The organism is Kitasatospora sp. NBC_01250, assembly GCF_036226465.1.
Classification (GTDB): domain Bacteria; phylum Actinomycetota; class Actinomycetes; order Streptomycetales; family Streptomycetaceae; genus Kitasatospora.
In genome coordinates this window covers 1574394-1588583 of the sequence record NZ_CP108476.1, presented here as the reverse complement: position 1 = coordinate 1588583, position 14190 = coordinate 1574394, and the positions used below count along the sequence as shown (strand labels likewise).

Annotated in this window: 13 protein-coding genes; 8 read left to right on the top strand and 5 right to left on the bottom strand. The window is 73.8% G+C overall.

Annotation, left to right across the window (positions count from 1 at the left end; all coding sequences use genetic code 11):
* Positions 1-30 precede the first annotated feature (30 nt).
* The 3 genes from OG500_RS07090 to OG500_RS07080 all read right to left on the bottom strand — a co-directional run bounded on the left by OG500_RS07090 (position 31) and on the right by OG500_RS07080 (position 2319).
* Positions 31-438: a RidA family protein gene (locus OG500_RS07090; protein ID WP_329577821.1), complete on the bottom strand. Its 408-nt coding sequence runs from the start codon at positions 436-438 to the stop codon at positions 31-33.
* A 109-nt stretch (positions 439-547) separates the two neighbouring features.
* The gene (locus OG500_RS07085; RefSeq protein WP_327065540.1) at positions 548-1288 is read right to left on the bottom strand and encodes an IclR family transcriptional regulator; all 741 of its coding nucleotides are present in this window, start codon (positions 1286-1288) and stop codon (positions 548-550) included.
* Positions 1285-2319, bottom strand: coding sequence for a sugar kinase (locus OG500_RS07080; protein WP_329577818.1), 1035 nt, complete (start codon positions 2317-2319; stop codon positions 1285-1287). The genes OG500_RS07085 and OG500_RS07080 overlap by 4 nt, the downstream gene beginning before the upstream one ends.
* A 117-nt stretch (positions 2320-2436) precedes the next feature.
* Between OG500_RS07080 and OG500_RS07075 the strand changes: the two genes are divergently transcribed.
* The 3 genes from OG500_RS07075 to OG500_RS07065 are packed head-to-tail and all read left to right on the top strand — an operon-like array spanning position 2437 to position 5941.
* A complete protein-coding gene (locus OG500_RS07075) occupies positions 2437-3723 on the top strand; it encodes an amino acid deaminase (protein ID WP_329577815.1) in 1287 nt (428 codons plus the stop codon).
* A complete protein-coding gene (locus OG500_RS07070; protein WP_329577812.1) occupies positions 3723-5318 on the top strand; it encodes an N-acyl-D-amino-acid deacylase family protein in 1596 nt (531 codons plus the stop codon). The genes OG500_RS07075 and OG500_RS07070 overlap by 1 nt, the downstream gene beginning before the upstream one ends.
* A complete protein-coding gene (locus OG500_RS07065) occupies positions 5315-5941 on the top strand; it encodes a bifunctional 4-hydroxy-2-oxoglutarate aldolase/2-dehydro-3-deoxy-phosphogluconate aldolase (RefSeq protein ID WP_327065536.1) in 627 nt (208 codons plus the stop codon). The genes OG500_RS07070 and OG500_RS07065 overlap by 4 nt, the downstream gene beginning before the upstream one ends.
* A gap of 21 nt (positions 5942-5962) precedes the next feature.
* Here the strand turns inward: OG500_RS07065 and OG500_RS07060 are convergent, their stop codons facing one another.
* Both OG500_RS07060 and OG500_RS07055 read right to left on the bottom strand, forming a co-directional pair.
* Positions 5963-6841 carry an SGNH/GDSL hydrolase family protein gene (locus OG500_RS07060; protein ID WP_329577807.1) on the bottom strand — a complete coding sequence of 293 codons (879 nt, stop codon included), beginning with the start codon at positions 6839-6841 and terminating at the stop codon, positions 5963-5965.
* Positions 6842-6982: 141 nt separating this feature from the next.
* Entirely contained in the window at positions 6983-7879 is an 897-nt protein-coding gene (locus OG500_RS07055; RefSeq protein WP_329577804.1) for a hypothetical protein, read from the bottom strand.
* A gap of 243 nt (positions 7880-8122) precedes the next feature.
* On the opposite strand from OG500_RS07055, the gene OG500_RS07050 reads away from it, so the two are divergent.
* The 5 genes from OG500_RS07050 to OG500_RS07030 all read left to right on the top strand — a co-directional run bounded on the left by OG500_RS07050 (position 8123) and on the right by OG500_RS07030 (position 14178).
* A complete protein-coding gene (locus OG500_RS07050) occupies positions 8123-8581 on the top strand; it encodes a DUF6299 family protein (RefSeq protein WP_329577801.1) in 459 nt (152 codons plus the stop codon).
* Between the two features lie 535 nt (positions 8582-9116).
* Positions 9117-10754, top strand: a complete 1638-nt coding sequence (locus OG500_RS07045; protein WP_327065532.1) for an APC family permease — start codon at positions 9117-9119, stop codon at positions 10752-10754.
* Between the two features lie 100 nt (positions 10755-10854).
* On the top strand, positions 10855-11697 hold the full coding sequence (locus OG500_RS07040) for an SAM-dependent methyltransferase (RefSeq protein WP_329577797.1): 843 nt from the start codon (positions 10855-10857) through the stop codon (positions 11695-11697).
* A 145-nt stretch (positions 11698-11842) separates the two neighbouring features.
* Positions 11843-13099 carry an esterase/lipase family protein gene (locus tag OG500_RS07035; RefSeq protein ID WP_329577795.1) on the top strand — a complete coding sequence of 419 codons (1257 nt, stop codon included), beginning with the start codon at positions 11843-11845 and terminating at the stop codon, positions 13097-13099.
* 50 nt (positions 13100-13149) lie between these two features.
* Positions 13150-14178, top strand: coding sequence for an alpha/beta fold hydrolase (locus OG500_RS07030; RefSeq protein WP_327065529.1), 1029 nt, complete (start codon positions 13150-13152; stop codon positions 14176-14178).
* Positions 14179-14190 lie beyond the last annotated feature (12 nt).

Genomic DNA, 14190 nt, shown 5'->3' with positions numbered 1-14190 from the left:
GGGCCGGCCGCGGCCGCCGGGTCCGCGCACTCAGTCCAGCACGGCCTGTGCGTCGATCTCCACCAGCATCACCTCGTGGGGCAGTTCGACGAAGACCGTGGTGCGGCACGGCTTGACCCCGCCGGGCGGCAGGTTCTCCTCGATGAAGGCGGCGTAGGCCTCGTTCATCGGCGCGAAGTGGGCGTGCTCGGTCAGGTAGACGCGGAACATCACCACATCCGCCACGGTGGCGCCGCCGGCGGTCAGGATCGCCTTGATGTTCTCCAGGGTGCGCCGGGTCTGCGCCCGGACGTCACCCTCGTGGAGGTAGGTGCCGGTGGCCGGGTCCTGTGGGCCCTGCCCGGAGACCTGCAGGATCGGGCCCTTGCGCACGCCCTGGGAGAACACCCAGGCCGGGGCCGGGGCGCCGTCGGTGCGGATCTCGGTCTTCTCGCTCATGCTGCTCTCTCGGGGGTTCGGGGGCGGTGGGTTCTGGGGTGCTGGTTCTGCGGATGCCGGTTCCGGGGGCGGCGGTTCGGGGTGACGCTCCGATCGCGCCGACGGCCGCTCAGCAGGCGCCGCAGGCGGCGGAGACCGCGGCGGTGGTGGCGAGCAGTTGGGGCAGCAGCTCCAGCACCTGCTCGTAGGGCAGCACCAGGTCGGGCACCGAGAGCGAGGCCGCCGCGACCACCCGCCCGGTGGCGTCGCGGATCGGGGCGGCCACGCAGTTCATGAACGGCTCGTGCTCGGCCCGGTCCTGGGCCCAGCCCTGCTGGGCCACCTGGGCCAGCTCGGCCAGCAGCGCCTTCGGCGTGGTCAGGGTGCGCTCGGTGAAGGGCGTGAACGTCAAGGCGGCCACCAGCTTCTGGCGCTCGGGCAGCGGCAGGTCGGCGAGCAGCACCTTGGCCACCGCCGCGCAGTGCATCGCCACCGGCAGCCCGATCCGGGAGTACATCCGCACCGGCTGGCGGGACTCGAACTTGTCGATGTAGACTACCTCGCCGCCCTCCAGTGCCGCCAGGTGGACGGTCTGGCCGGTGGCCGCGTTCAGCTCGGCCAGGTGCGGGGCGGCGGTGCGGCGCACCGAACGCTGCTCCAGGGCCCGGCTGGAGAGGGCGAACAGGCCCGCGCCCAGGTGGTAGCGGAACTCGCCGTCGCGGTAGACCAGCCGGGCCTCCTCCAGGCTCTGCAGCAGCCGCAGCGCGGTGGTCTTGTGCACCCCGAGCAGCCCGGCCAGCTGCTCCAAGGAGCGCTCTCCCTCGGCCAGTTCGGTCAGCAGGGTGAGCGCGCGGGTGACCGTCTGGCTCATCCGGCACCGCCCACGGGGGTCTCCACGCCCGCCGGGTGGACCCGGGTGGCCGCCCACTGGGTCTCGGTGGCGCCGAGCAGCGCCGCCACCAGGTCCGGTGGCGGCAGGGTGCCCTGGTCGCCGGCGGAGGTGAGCGCGGCGGCTGCGGCCAGGTGGCCCAGCCGCAGCCGCCGGCGCTGGTCGAAGCCGCGCAGGGTGCCGGCCAGGTAGCCGGCGGCGAACGCGTCGCCGGCCCCGGTGGGCTCCACCACCTCGACCCGCAGCGCCGGTTCGCTCACCCGCCGGCCGTCCGCGTCGATCGCCGTGACGAGCCGGCCGGCGTCCTTGACCAGCACGGTGGCGGGGGAGGGCAGCAGGGCGCGCAGTTCGTCCGGGTCGCCGGTGCCGAGTGCGGCGGCGGCCTCGTCGGCGCCGAGCAGGACCAGGTCGGCGGCGTCCAGCAGGGCGGGCAGCACGGCCGGGTCGCGGTGCTGCCAGAGCGCGGGGCGCCAGTTGAGGTCGAAGCTGACCAGCCGCCCGGCCCGCGGCGCCGCCAGCAGGGCGCGGACCAGCGCCAGGCAGCTGTCCGAGAGCGCGGCGGTGATGCCGGACAGGTGCAGCAGCCGGGCGCCGGCCAGCAGGGCGGTGACCGCGGGCTCCGCGAGCAGCTCCGGGCCGAGCGCCGCGGCGGCCGAACCGGTGCGGTAGTAGTGCAGCCGGCTCTGCCCGGGGCCCAGGTCGTGCGGGTGCGGCCCGGCGCTGCCGACCTCCTTCACGTACAGCCCGGTGGGGCGGTGCGGGTCGAGGGCCACCGCGGAGGTGTCCACCCCGTGGGTGGCCAGCGCGGCGAGCAGCCGCCGCCCGAAGCCGTCGGCGCCGACCCGGCTGAGCCAGGCCGTGGGCACGCCGAGCCCGGCCAGCGCGCAGGCGACGTTCGACTCCGCGCCGCCGACCCGGCTGTGGAAGCACTCCACGGCCTCCAGCGGCCCGGGCCGGTCGGGGAGCAGCACGGCCATCGATTCACCGAGGCAGACGGCTTCCACCGTTGTCACCAGGCGCTCCCTTCGTTGACCGGTGTCGTGCCGCATGTTAGAACGGCATAGCAACATATGCAAAGGATGTTGCAACATGTGCAACAATCCACGTCAAGGGCGGTATAGGGCGCAGTGGTGGAGCAGCGGACAGCAGGGATCGACCGGGCCGCGGTGGCCGCACTCGCGCAGGAGCGGCTGGACTGGCGGTTCAAAGCCGTCCCGGCCGAGGCCTGGGGGCTGACGGTGCGCGAGTACCTCGCCACCGGCCCCACCCTGGACCAGCTCGCCACCCCGCTGCTGACCCTGGACGCGGGCGCGCTCGACCACAACCTGCACACCATGGCCGACTGGTGCGCGCGGGCCGGTGTCCGGCTCGCCCCGCACGGCAAGACCACCATGGCCCCGGCGCTCTGGCAGGCCCAGCTGGACGCCGGTGCCTTCGGCATCACGCTGGCGAACCTGTCGCAGCTGCGGGTGGCCAGGGCCTTCGGGGTGAGCCGGGTGCTGGTCGCCAACACGCTGCTCGATCCGGGCGGACTGGCCTGGCTGGCCGGCGAGTTGGACGCGGACCCGGACTTCCGGGTGAGCAGCTGGGTGGACTCGGTGGGCGCCGTCCAGCAGATGGACCGGGCGCTGCGGGCCGCCGGGGCCGAGCGCCCCCTGGACGTGCTGCTCGAACTCGGTGGCCCCGGTGGGCGCACCGGCGCCCGTGACCAGGCCACCGCGCTCGCCGTGGCGCGGGCGGTCGACCAGGCGCCCACCCTGCGGCTGACCGGCGTCGGCGGCTACGAGGCCGCGCTCGCGCACGACAGTACGCCCGCGGGCCTGGCGGCGGTGGAGGCGTACCTGGCCGCCCTGGTCGAGCTGCACGATGCGCTGCGCGCCGCCGGCCTCTTCGCCGCGGCGGACCAGGTGCTGGTCAGCGCGGGCGGCAGCGCCTACTTCGACCAGGTCGCCCGGGTGCTGGCGCCACTCGCCGCCGCCCACCGCGACACCGTCGTGGTGCTGCGCTCTGGCGCCTACCTGGCGCACGACGACGGCTTCTACCGCGCGATCTCGCCGCTGATCCGCGGTGCGGGCGGCCGGCCGCTGCGCTCCGCGCTGCACGGCTGGGCCCGGGTGGTCTCGCGCCCCGAGCGCGGTCTTGCGCTGCTGGACGGCGGCAAGCGCGACTTTCCGGCCGACCTGGGTCTGCCGGAGCCGCAAGTCACCCGTGCCGGACGGCCGTTGGCCGGAGCCGTGACCGCCCTCAACGATCAGCACGCGTTCCTGCGCGACAGCGACGCCGAGATCGGCGAGGTGGTCAGGCTCGGCCTGTCCCACCCCTGCACGGCCTTCGACCGCTGGACCCTGATCCCGGTGCTGGACGACACGACGGCCGAACACCCCCGGGTGGTCGACCTGGTGCGGACCTTCTTCTGATGTCCGGCCTGCTCTTCCGCGGGGCCACCGTGGTCGACGGCACCGGCGCGGACCGCTACCGCGCCGACGTGCTGGTGCGCGACGGCGTGATAGCCGACCTGGGCAAGGGGCTGACGGCACATCAGGTCGTCGATGCGCACGGGCTGGTGCTCGCACCGGGCTTCATCGACATGCACAGCCACTCCGACCTGCGCGTGCTGGTCGAACGCGACCACCTCTCCCGGGTCACCCAGGGCGTCACCTGCGAGGTGCTCGGCCAGGACGGCCTGTCCTACGCCCCGGTGGACGACCGCACACTGCCCGAGCTGCGCCGCCAACTGGCCGGCTGGAACGGCGATCCGGCCGGTTTCGGGTGGGACTGGCGGACCGTCGGGCAGTACCTGGACCGGCTGGACGCGGGCATCGCCGTCAACGCCTGCTACCTGGTCCCGCACGGCACGCTGCGCACCCTGGTGCTGGGCTGGGAGCGCCGCCCGCCGAGCGCGGCCGAGCTCGACGCGATGCGCGAACTGCTGGCCCAGGGGCTGCGCGAGGGCGCGGTGGGCCTGTCCAGCGGCCTGAGCTACACCCCGGGCATGTACGCCGACACCGACGAACTCGCCGCGCTCTGCGCGGTGGTGGCCGCCCACGGCGGCTACCACTCGCCGCACCAGCGCTCCTACGGCGCCGGCGCGCTGGCCGGCTACGCGGAGATGGTGGAGATCTCCCGGCGCACCGGCTGTCCGCTCCACCTGGCCCACGCGACCATGAACTTCGCGGTCAACCGGGGCCGGGCCGGCGAGCTGCTGGCCCTGCTGGACCGGGCCCTCGCGGACGGCCTGGACCTGAGCCTGGACAGCTACCCCTACCTGCCGGGCTCCACCACCCTGGCCGCCATGCTGCCCAGTTGGGCCACCGAGGGCGGCCCGGACGCCACCCTGGCCCGGCTCGCCGATCCCGCCGCGCGCGAGCGGATCCGGCTGGCGCTGGAGGAGCAGGGCAGCGACGGCTGCCACGGGGTGGTCGCCGACTGGTCCGCGGTCCAGATCTCCGGCGTGCGCACCCCGCAGCTGGCCGACGCCGTCGGGCGCACGGTGGCCGAACTGGCCGCCGCGCGCGGCGGCACCGGCACCGAGGCCTTCTTCGCGCTGCTGCGCGCCGACGAGCTGGGCACCACCGTCCTGCAGCACGTCGGGCACGAGGAGAACGTGCAGGCGATCATGCGCCACCCGGCGCACACCGCCGGCAGCGACGGCCTGCTGGTCGGCGCCCGCCCGCACCCCCGGGCCTGGGGCACCTTCGCCCGCTACCTCGGCCGCTACAGCCGGGAGTTGGGCGTGCTGACACTGGAGCAGGCGGTGGCCAGGATGGCCGGACGCCCGGCCCGGCGGCTGCGCCTGCTGCGCCGCGGCACCATCGCGGTCGGCCACCACGCCGACCTGGTGCTCTTCGACCCCGCCACGGTCGCCGACACCGCCACCTTCGAGCAGCCGCGCCGAGCCGCCACCGGAATCCAGCACGTCTACGTCAACGGCACCGCCGTGCTGCGCGACGCCCGCCCCACCGGAGCGCTGCCAGGCCGCGCGCTGCGCCGCACCGATCGAGGGACCCGATGACCTTCCGCAACCAGCTCGCCGCAGCCCGGGTGATCGCGGTGGTCCGCGCCGCCGTGATACCCGATGCCGCCGCGCTCTGCGCCGCGCTCGCCGAGGGCGGCATCCACTGGGTCGAACTCACCTGCACCACACCGAGGGTGACGGAGCAGCTGGCCCGGGCGGCGGCGGTGGACACCGGCTGCCGGCTGGGCCTGGGCACGGTGCTGACGGCCGAGCAGGCCCGGGCGGGGATCGAGGCCGGGGCCGAGTTCCTGGTCACGCCCGGTTGCCGCCCGCCGGTGGCCGAGGCGGCGCGCGCGGCCGGCGTCCCCGTGGTGCTGGGCGCACTCACCCCCACCGAGGTCGCGCACGCCGTGGAGCTCGGGGCCGACGCCGTGAAGATCTTCCCGGCCCGGGCGTTCGGCCCCGGCTACTTCAAGGACCTGCGCGGCCCCTACCCGGAGGTCCCGCTGGTCGCCTCCGGCGGGGTGGACGCCGCGAGCGCGCCCGGCTACCTGGCGCAGGGCGCGCTCGCGGTCTGCGCGGGCGGCGAGGTGGTGCCCGCGGCGGCGGTCGAGGCCGGCGACTGGGCCGAACTCACCCGCCGCGCCCGGGCGTTCACCGCGGCACTGGCACCCGCCTGACGAGTCCCCGGGCCGCCCCGGTCAGAGTCTGGCCTGGAAGGCGTCCGCGATCACCTGGTAACCGGTGTCGTTGGCGTGGATGTCCTCGCGTGCCATGTTGGTCCAGCCCATGATCCGGGCGACGTTCAGCGGCACCCGCTGCCCGTCCAGCGGCACCAGCGGCAGGAAGGAGTTGGTGCTGAACGCCTTGGCCACGTCGGCGGTCGGCACCCCGTGCAGCGCGTCCACCAGGTCCAGCGTGCCGTTCAGGGCGTCGGCCACCGGAACCGACACCGAGGCCAGCACCTTGCCCTGGGTGCCGGTCAACCAGGCTGCCAGGAAGGGGTCGTAGAGGTTCATCCCGACGATCCGGGTGTGCGGCCCGGCGGCGGCCCGCAGCCGGGCCAGGATCGTGCCCAGGTCGCGGCCCGCGGTGGCGACGCCCTTGGCGGCACAGGCCGCGTCCAGGCTCTCGGCGGTCGCGCAGCCGTCCACGTCGTTGGCGCCGATGTCCAGCGTGACCACCACGTCGTCGTGCCGGTGCGCGGCCAGGAAGGCGGTCGCCGCCCCCAGTTGGGGCTGAGTGTACGGGTGCGGGTAGTCGCAGCCGCCGTTGATCATCGAGCCGCTGGTCTCGCCCGGGCAGCCCAGGTCGGTGAAGGAGAACGGGTGGCCGTCCCGGGCGGCCCGCCGCCCCAGGGCGGTGGCCAGGTCCTGCGCGTAGCCGTGGCCCACCTCCGAGCCGCCGCCCGGCAGGCTCTGGTACCCGGCCGCCAGCGAGTCGCCCAGTGCCAGGTAGTAGCGGGTGGCCGGGGCGGTGGCGGCGGAGGCGGGCGGGACGCCGAGGCCGAGCACGGTGGCGCCGAGCAGTGCGGTGCAGACGGCCGCGGACAGGCGGCGGCCACGACGGTGCGAACGCATGAACCCTCCCGGGCGGCCCGGCGCGGCCCGGATGGCGGCGCGCGGGCCGGACCCGGCGAGGCTACTGCGAGGTCGGGGCGGCGGTAAGTGGCCGGACCCGCTGGATGTGCGGCGGGTTTTCCGGGCCGGCCCCGGCGACCGTCAGGGCAGCGCGACCAGGTTCAGCGCGAGCAGGTCGGCCAGCGGCTCGGCGATGCTGCAGGTGCCGAAGGCGGTGAAGGCCGCGCGCGCCGCGCGCACCTGCCCCTCGTCCAGGCCGGTCAGCTTCGCCGCCAGCACCGCGCCGTCCCGTTCGCCCAGCACCGCGGCCAACTCCGCGTGCTCGGCGCCTTCCAGGGCCGCGTGGGTGGCCAGCAGCACGTTCAGGAAGCCGTGGTGCGCGAAGCCGGTGGCCTCGTCGTCGTGGCGCACCGCGTGGTGCAGGCCCGCCGTGCACTTGAAGGCCAGCTTCCGGTAGACCGCCGCGCAGAGGAAGGAGGCCAGCTCCAGCTCGCCGGGGAAGGCCGCCGCGCTGACGCCGCCGGTGCGGAACTTGGCCCGGTAGGCCGTCCCCTCCAGCTCGTCCAGGCCGAGCAGCAGCTCGGGCCCGCGGGGCAGTTCGATCGCGGCCTCCACGCCGGGCGCGTACTCGGGCAGCAGCCGGTCCAGTTCGGCCCGCACGGCCCGCACGCCCTCGGCGGCGGGCTTGCCCTGGTCGGCCAGCACCTCCAGCCCGGCCAGCCGCAACCTGGGGTCGGCCGCGACCGCGCGCAGCGCGTCCGCCAGGCCCGCGCTGCCCTCCGGCACGATCAGGCCCACCGGCAGCTGCCCGTCGAGCGGCGCCTCGCCGGCGGCCAACTGCTCGGACAGCGCGCCGATCCGCCCGGCGGAGCAGAGGAAGGGGCCGACCAGCTCCGCGTACCAGGCCGAGTGGTGGGCCAGATGGGCGGGGACGGCCTGCGGCAGTGCCAGGTCACCGGGCGGGAAGATCGCCGCGTCGTCGCAGAGCCCGGCGAAGAGCGGCGGGATCACGCTCTGGGGCGTCTGAGGGGTCGTCATCGCTGCTCGTCCTTCTGGTCGCGGCGGGGCACGCCGATGTGCCCCCTGGACCCGAGCCTGCCGCAGCCGGGCGGGCCGGGGCAAGAGGGGCCCTGCTACGGCGGGTCCCCGGGCCGGTCCGCGCACCCGCCCGGGACACGCGCCGAACGGGTGAGAATGCGCGACCCCGCTCCGGGGAGGCGGTACCTCTTGGCGCAAAACGCGCTGTCACCGGATGCGCGATGATCGTCACTGGAGGTAGTCGTGCGAGTCCGTTCCACTTCCGCTAGGGCCCTGCCGCGGGCGGCCGGTCTGCTCGGTGCGGCCCTGCTCGCCCTGCTGGGCGCCGCAACCCCGGCCGACGCAGCCGCGGGGGACATGCTGAGCGTGGACTCCGTGGGCACGCTCGCCTCGGACGGCACGGTCACGCTCTCGGGGACGTACCAGTGCTCGACCGGCGGCGCGGTCTTCGTCACCAGCAACCTGCGGCTCGGGCAGAGCGAGGCCAACATCGGCGACGGCGTGCGCGCCCTGTGCGACGGTAACAAGCACGGCTGGATCAGCCAGGGCAAGCCCGCCCAGCTGCACCCCGCGCTCGGCGCCGCCCGGGTGGAGGCCACGCTGACTCACCTGACCCAGGGGCCGGCCTGGTGGCTGCCGGTGCTGCCGGAGTTCCTCGCCCAGCAGGGGCAGGACATCACCCTGGTCGCCAGCGGCACCTGAGCGCGACCGGCCCGGGGCGGGCCGCGGCGGGCGCCCGGAGTACCTGGCGGGCCGGGCGCCCCAGGCACCAGACGTGTCCGAAGCACCGCGCGGGCACAAGCGTCCGCACCCGCCCCGACCGGCCGTCCATCGCGCGGGGGCCCGGCGGGGCGGGTTCGGCAATTCGTCGGACACGGAAAGCAACGGCACTCGAAACCCCCACAGACCGTTGCGCAATACACCGGAAATGAAGGCGACGGGCGGGCGGGCCGACGGTAATGCAGAACAGTGGCAGAAGGCTCAAATGAAGCTCAAATGTTGGTACGGACTCTCCCAGGTGTAAGCGGTCAACTGCCCCTACGGCGCTGACCTGCAGCGATCCTCACGCCCTGCGAGGGGCGGTCGGAAGCCGAATAGCGGTGCTAATCCGACGCTAAGAGGTGAGCGCGAGATCGCGTGAACGTAACTATTCGGCTCAGGGGTCTTTGCAGATCCTTAATGGCCAGCTAGCGTTCACCGCACTCTCGCCCGCCATCTTTGAAGAGGGTCCCTACGCATGGCTGTTGTAGACAGAATTAAGACCTCCGGTACCGATGCCAAGCTCCGACGCGAGGTAGGCCTGGTCGGCCTCCTCTGGGCCTCCGTCGGCTCGATCATCGGCTCGGGCTGGCTCTTCGGAGCCAAGAACGCCGTCATGGTTGCCGGACCAGCGGCGGTCATCTCGTGGGGGATCGGGGCCGTCGCGATCGTGCTGCTCGCGCTGGTCCACGCGGAGCTGGGCGGCCTGTTCCCGGTCGCGGGCGGTACCGCCCGTTACCCGCACTACACCTTCGGCGGCCTGGCCGGCATGTCCTTCGGCTGGTTCTCCTGGCTGCAGGCGGCCACCGTGGCACCGATCGAGGTCGAGGCCATGATCGGCTACGCCAAGGAGTGGTCCTGGGCCGACGGCTTCCAGAACGCGAACGGCACCCTGACGGCCTCCGGCATCGTGGTGTCGATCGCGCTGATGGGCGTCTTCGTGGCCGTGAACTTCCTCGGTGTGCGGCTGCTCTCGCACACCAACAGCGCCGCCACCTGGTGGAAGGTCTTCATCCCGCTGGCGACGATCTTCATCCTCGCCTTGACCCACTTCCACCCGAGCAACTTCACCTCGCACGGCTTCATGCCGATGGGTGTCAAGGGTGTGCTGGGCGCGATCAGCACCAGCGGCATCATCTTCGCGCTGCTCGGCTTCGAGCAGGCGATCCAGCTCTCCGGTGAGAGCAAGAACCCCAAGCGGGACATCCCGCGCGCGGTCATCGGCTCGGTGGTGATCGGTACCCTGATCTACACCCTGCTGCAGGTCGTCTACATCGGCGCGCTGCCCGGTGCCAGCTTCGTGCACGGCTGGGCGAACCTCGCCTACAAGGGCATCGAGGGCCCGTTCGCCGGTCTGGCCACCGTGATCGGCCTGGGCTGGCTGGCCTTCGTGCTGCGGGTGGACGCGGTGATCTCCCCCGCCGGCACCGGCCTGATCTACACCACCTCCACCTCGCGCATCTCCTACGGCCTGAGCAAGAACGGCTACGCCCCGCGTCTGTTCGAGAAGACCGACAAGCGCGGCGTGCCGTGGTTCGGCCTGCTCATGTCCTTCCTCACCGGCATCATCTGCTTCCTGCCCTTCCCGAGCTGGCAGCAGCTGGTCAGCTTCATCACCTCGGCCAGCGTGCTGATGTACGCCGGTGCCCCGCTGGCGCTGGGCGTGCTGCGTGACCGGATGCCCGAGCGCGAGCGCCCCTACCGCCTGCCGGCCGGCAAGATCATCGCCCCGGCCTCCTTCGTGATCGCCAGCCTGATCATCTACTGGTCCGGCTGGGACACCCTGTGGCGTCTGGGCGTCGCGATCATCCTCGGCTACGTGCTGCTCGGCTCCTACGCGGTCTACGCGATCCGCAAGGGCCTGCCGAACGCGCCGAAGCTGAACTGGAAGGCCGCCCAGTGGCTGCCGGTCTACCTGATCGGCCTGGGCATCATCTCCTACCTGGGTGGCTTCGGGCCGAGCGCCCGCAACGTGCTGCCGCTCTGGTGGGACATGCTGGTGATCACCGTCTTCTCGCTGGGCATCTACTTCTGGGCCCGCGCCGTGGCGCTCCCGGTCGAGGAGATCCAGCGCAACATCGACGACGTCGAGGTCGTCGACGAGGGCGGCCACTGACCGTCCGCAGTATGCCGCTCCCCAGGGCCCGCCCCCGCGTACTCCGCGGGTGCGGGCCCTGGGCCTTTCGCCTGGACCTCGGCGTCCTACCATGCCGGGTATGACAAGTGACGTGATACCCGAGGGCGTTGGCCGGACCGCGATCGGCGTGGCCCGGGTCCGCGCGCTGGAGAGCGCCAGGACCGACCGCCTCTTCGAGGACCCCTACGCCGCCGCCTTCGTGGCCGCCGCCCTGGACGGGCCCCCGCCGGCGCCCCGCACCGACGTCTCCCCGGCGATGATCCTGCTCGCCCACCACCTGGTGATCCGCACCCGCTTCTTCGACGACTACCTGACGGCCGCCGGCCGGGCCGGCTGCACCCAGGTGGTGGTCCCGGCGGCGGGTCTGGACACCCGGGCGTTCCGGCTCGACTGGCCGGCCGGCACCAAGGTCTTCGAACTCGACATGCCCGCCGTGCTCGGCTTCAAGGAGCGGGTGCTGGCCGAGCAGGGCGCCCAGGCGCCGGTGGCGCGCACCACGATCGCCGTCGACCTGCGCGAGGACTGGGCCGGGCCGCTGGTCGAGGCCGGGTTCGACCCGGCGGCGCGCACCGTCTGGCTGGTCGAGGGCCTGCTGGTCTACCTCGGAGCGGAGGAGGCCGCGGCGCTGCTCGACACCATCGACTCGCTCAGCGCCCCGGGCAGCCGGCTCGCCCTCACCCACGGCAGCAAGGACCGGCGCCGGGCCGGTGCCTCGCAGGTCGTGGCGGGTGCCGAGCACGCAGCCGAACTGGCTCCGCTGGTCGCGATGTGGCGCGGCGGTCTGGACGAGGACCCGGTGGGCTGGCTGGCCCGGCGCGGCTGGCGTGCCGAGCGGCACGACCGGGCCGAGCTGGCCGTCGGCTACGGCCGTCCCGCCGACTACGTGACCTCGCAGCGCAGCCTGGTGACCGCCGAACGCTGAGTGGGCGCGGGACGGTTGTGGCGGTGGCCGCCACAGCGGCGCCCGCCACCGGTGTGCGCCGCCCACATGGGAGCGCCGGAGCAGTACCCCTACGGTGGCGGGCACGGGCCACTCGGGGCCCCGGGGACAGGGGAGTTGACCGCGTATGCGCAGACGCTTCGGGTGGTCGGTGACGGTGCTGCTGGCCCTGGCGGGCCTGGTCGTCCAGGCGTTGCCGGCTTCGGCGGCCACCTCCTACCTCACGCTGGAGGCGACCTACGGCAACGTCGCCAACGGCTGGGACCACGTCGAGCGCTACCTCGACAGCACCCCCGGCTTCCACCAGGAGCAGTTCCCGCCGGACGGCCGCGGCGACCAGGACGGGCAGCGGGTCACCTTCTTCGGCGGCGTCAAGGAGCCCTTCTCCGGCCGCTTCCTGCTCTACTCCGCGCCCGGCTGGAACACCGGGGCGCACCAGGTGCCGGTGCTGCTGGTGCACGGCGCCAACGACAACGCCGACCGGGCCTGGGCCGACCCGGGTGAGTCCGGCGGCTACGGCTGCGGTGCGCTCTCCTGCCCCGACACCGGGCTGATGCAGGACCTCGCGGGCCGCGGCTACCGGGTCTTCGCCATCGGCTTCGCCCAGAAGCAGGGCGACAACCTGATGCAGGCCCAGGAGGTCGGCGACGCGATCGCCTTGATCCGCGCCAAGCTGGGGGTGCCCCAGGTGGACCTGGTCGGCTGGAGCAAGGGCGAGATGTCCGCCCGGGCCTACGTCTCCTCGCTCAAGCCGAGCTGGGGGCGCCCGTACGCGGGCGACGTGCGCAAGCTGATCACCCTGGGCGGGCCCAACGGCGGCTACGACTACCCCTACGCGCACGGCTGGGCGCACGACTTCAGCATCTGGCCCGAGTGCGGCGGCAGCATCAACGCCCCCTCCCCGCACCTGGACATGACCTGCTACGGCACGGTCACCGCGCATCCCGAGTTCTCCTTCGTGCCGACCGGCGGGTACGACGACTACCCGGGGCAGCGGCAGATGCTGGCCCGCTGGGACCAGACCTTCGGCGTCGACCAGACCCAGCAGGACTGGTACACGACCTACTACGGCGGCCAGGGCTTCTACACCTCCGGCACCGGGATCCAGGCGGCCATCGACGCGGGCTCGCTGGTCGTCCCGCTCCAGCAGGCCGGCGTGCCCGCCTCGGTCAGCACCTACCTGCTGGCCGGCGGCAGCCCCGACGTGGTGGGCATCTTCAACGAGGACCGTGGACCCAGCGACGGCGTGGTCTTCGAGGCCAGCGCGCTGGACAGCACCGGCATCGGCAAGCTGGCCGGCACCGCGCTGATCACCGGCGCCAACCACCTGGAACTCGGCTGGGACAGCGCGGCCAGTGCCCAGGTCGTCAGCTGGCTGGGCTGAACCGCACCTCCCCGCCCCCACCGCCACACCTGATGGAGGAAGCCCGAGCGATGCCCACGATCACCACCACCCGGTTGAGCGTCCACTACGCCGAGCGCGAGGGGAGGGCGGGCGAGCCCGTGCTGCTCGTCCACGGGAACGTCTCCAGCAGCGCGTTCTGGGCGCCCACCATCCGCGACCTGCCGCCGCGCTACCGGCCGATCGCCCCCGACCTGCGCGGCTTCGGCGGGACCGAGCCGCTGCCGGTGGACGCCGGCCGCGGCGTGCGTGACTACAGCGACGACCTGCTGTCGCTGATCGAGGCCCTCGGGCTGGGCCGGGTGCACCTGGTCGGCTGGAGCCTCGGCGGCGGCGTCGCGCTCCAACTGCTCCGCGATGCGCCAGGGTTGCTGCGCTCGGTCACCTTGGTCAACCCGGTCTCGCCGTACGGCTTCGGCGGCACCCAGGGGGTCGAGGGGCGGCTCAACGCGCCGGACGGCGCCGGGGCGGGCGGTGCGGCGGCGAGCCCGGAGTTCGTCCGGCTGCTCGCCGCCGGCGACACCGGCGACGCCTCCCCGTTCTCCCCGCGCAGGGTCCTCGCCGACTGCTACGCGGCGCAGCCGCTGGCCGACCCCGAGCCCTACCTGGCCGCGATGCTCAGCACCCGCTGCGGGGACGGCCACTACCCGGGCGACAGCCGGGCCAGCCGGTTCTGGCCCGGCTTCGCACCGGGGGAGCGCGGGGTGCTCAACTGCCTGGCGCCGACCCGTTTCCGCCTGGACGACCTGGAGCGGGTCGACCCCAAGCCGCCGATCCTGTGGCTGCGCGGCGAGCAGGACGTGATCGTCTCCGACACCTCGCTCTTCGACCTGGCCCACCTCGGCGCGATCGGCGCCGTGCCCGGCTGGCCGGGGGAGGGCGTCGCGCCCGCGCAGCCGATGGTCGGGCAGACCCGTGCGGTGCTCGCGCGCTACGCGGCGGCCGGCGGCCGGGTGCGCGAGGTCGCGGTGCCGGAGGCCGGGCACAGCGTGCAACTGGAGCGGCCACGGGAGTTCATGGCCGCGCTGTCGGGGTTCCTCGCCGAACAGACCGGTGACTGATGTGCCGCGGGG

Coding starts and splice junctions, on each gene's coding strand:
- OG500_RS07040 (WP_329577797.1), top strand. CDS start 10,855: ATGACAAGTGACGTGATACCCGAGGGCGTTGGCCGGACCGCGATCGGC.
- OG500_RS07035 (WP_329577795.1), top strand. CDS start 11,843: ATGCGCAGACGCTTCGGGTGGTCGGTGACGGTGCTGCTGGCCCTGGCG.
- OG500_RS07090 (WP_329577821.1), bottom strand. CDS start 438: ATGAGCGAGAAGACCGAGATCCGCACCGACGGCGCCCCGGCCCCGGCC.
- OG500_RS07045 (WP_327065532.1), top strand. CDS start 9,117: ATGGCTGTTGTAGACAGAATTAAGACCTCCGGTACCGATGCCAAGCTC.
- OG500_RS07065 (WP_327065536.1), top strand. CDS start 5,315: ATGACCTTCCGCAACCAGCTCGCCGCAGCCCGGGTGATCGCGGTGGTC.
- OG500_RS07070 (WP_329577812.1), top strand. CDS start 3,723: ATGTCCGGCCTGCTCTTCCGCGGGGCCACCGTGGTCGACGGCACCGGC.
- OG500_RS07055 (WP_329577804.1), bottom strand. CDS start 7,879: ATGACGACCCCTCAGACGCCCCAGAGCGTGATCCCGCCGCTCTTCGCC.
- OG500_RS07030 (WP_327065529.1), top strand. CDS start 13,150: ATGCCCACGATCACCACCACCCGGTTGAGCGTCCACTACGCCGAGCGC.
- OG500_RS07085 (WP_327065540.1), bottom strand. CDS start 1,288: ATGAGCCAGACGGTCACCCGCGCGCTCACCCTGCTGACCGAACTGGCC.
- OG500_RS07060 (WP_329577807.1), bottom strand. CDS start 6,841: ATGCGTTCGCACCGTCGTGGCCGCCGCCTGTCCGCGGCCGTCTGCACC.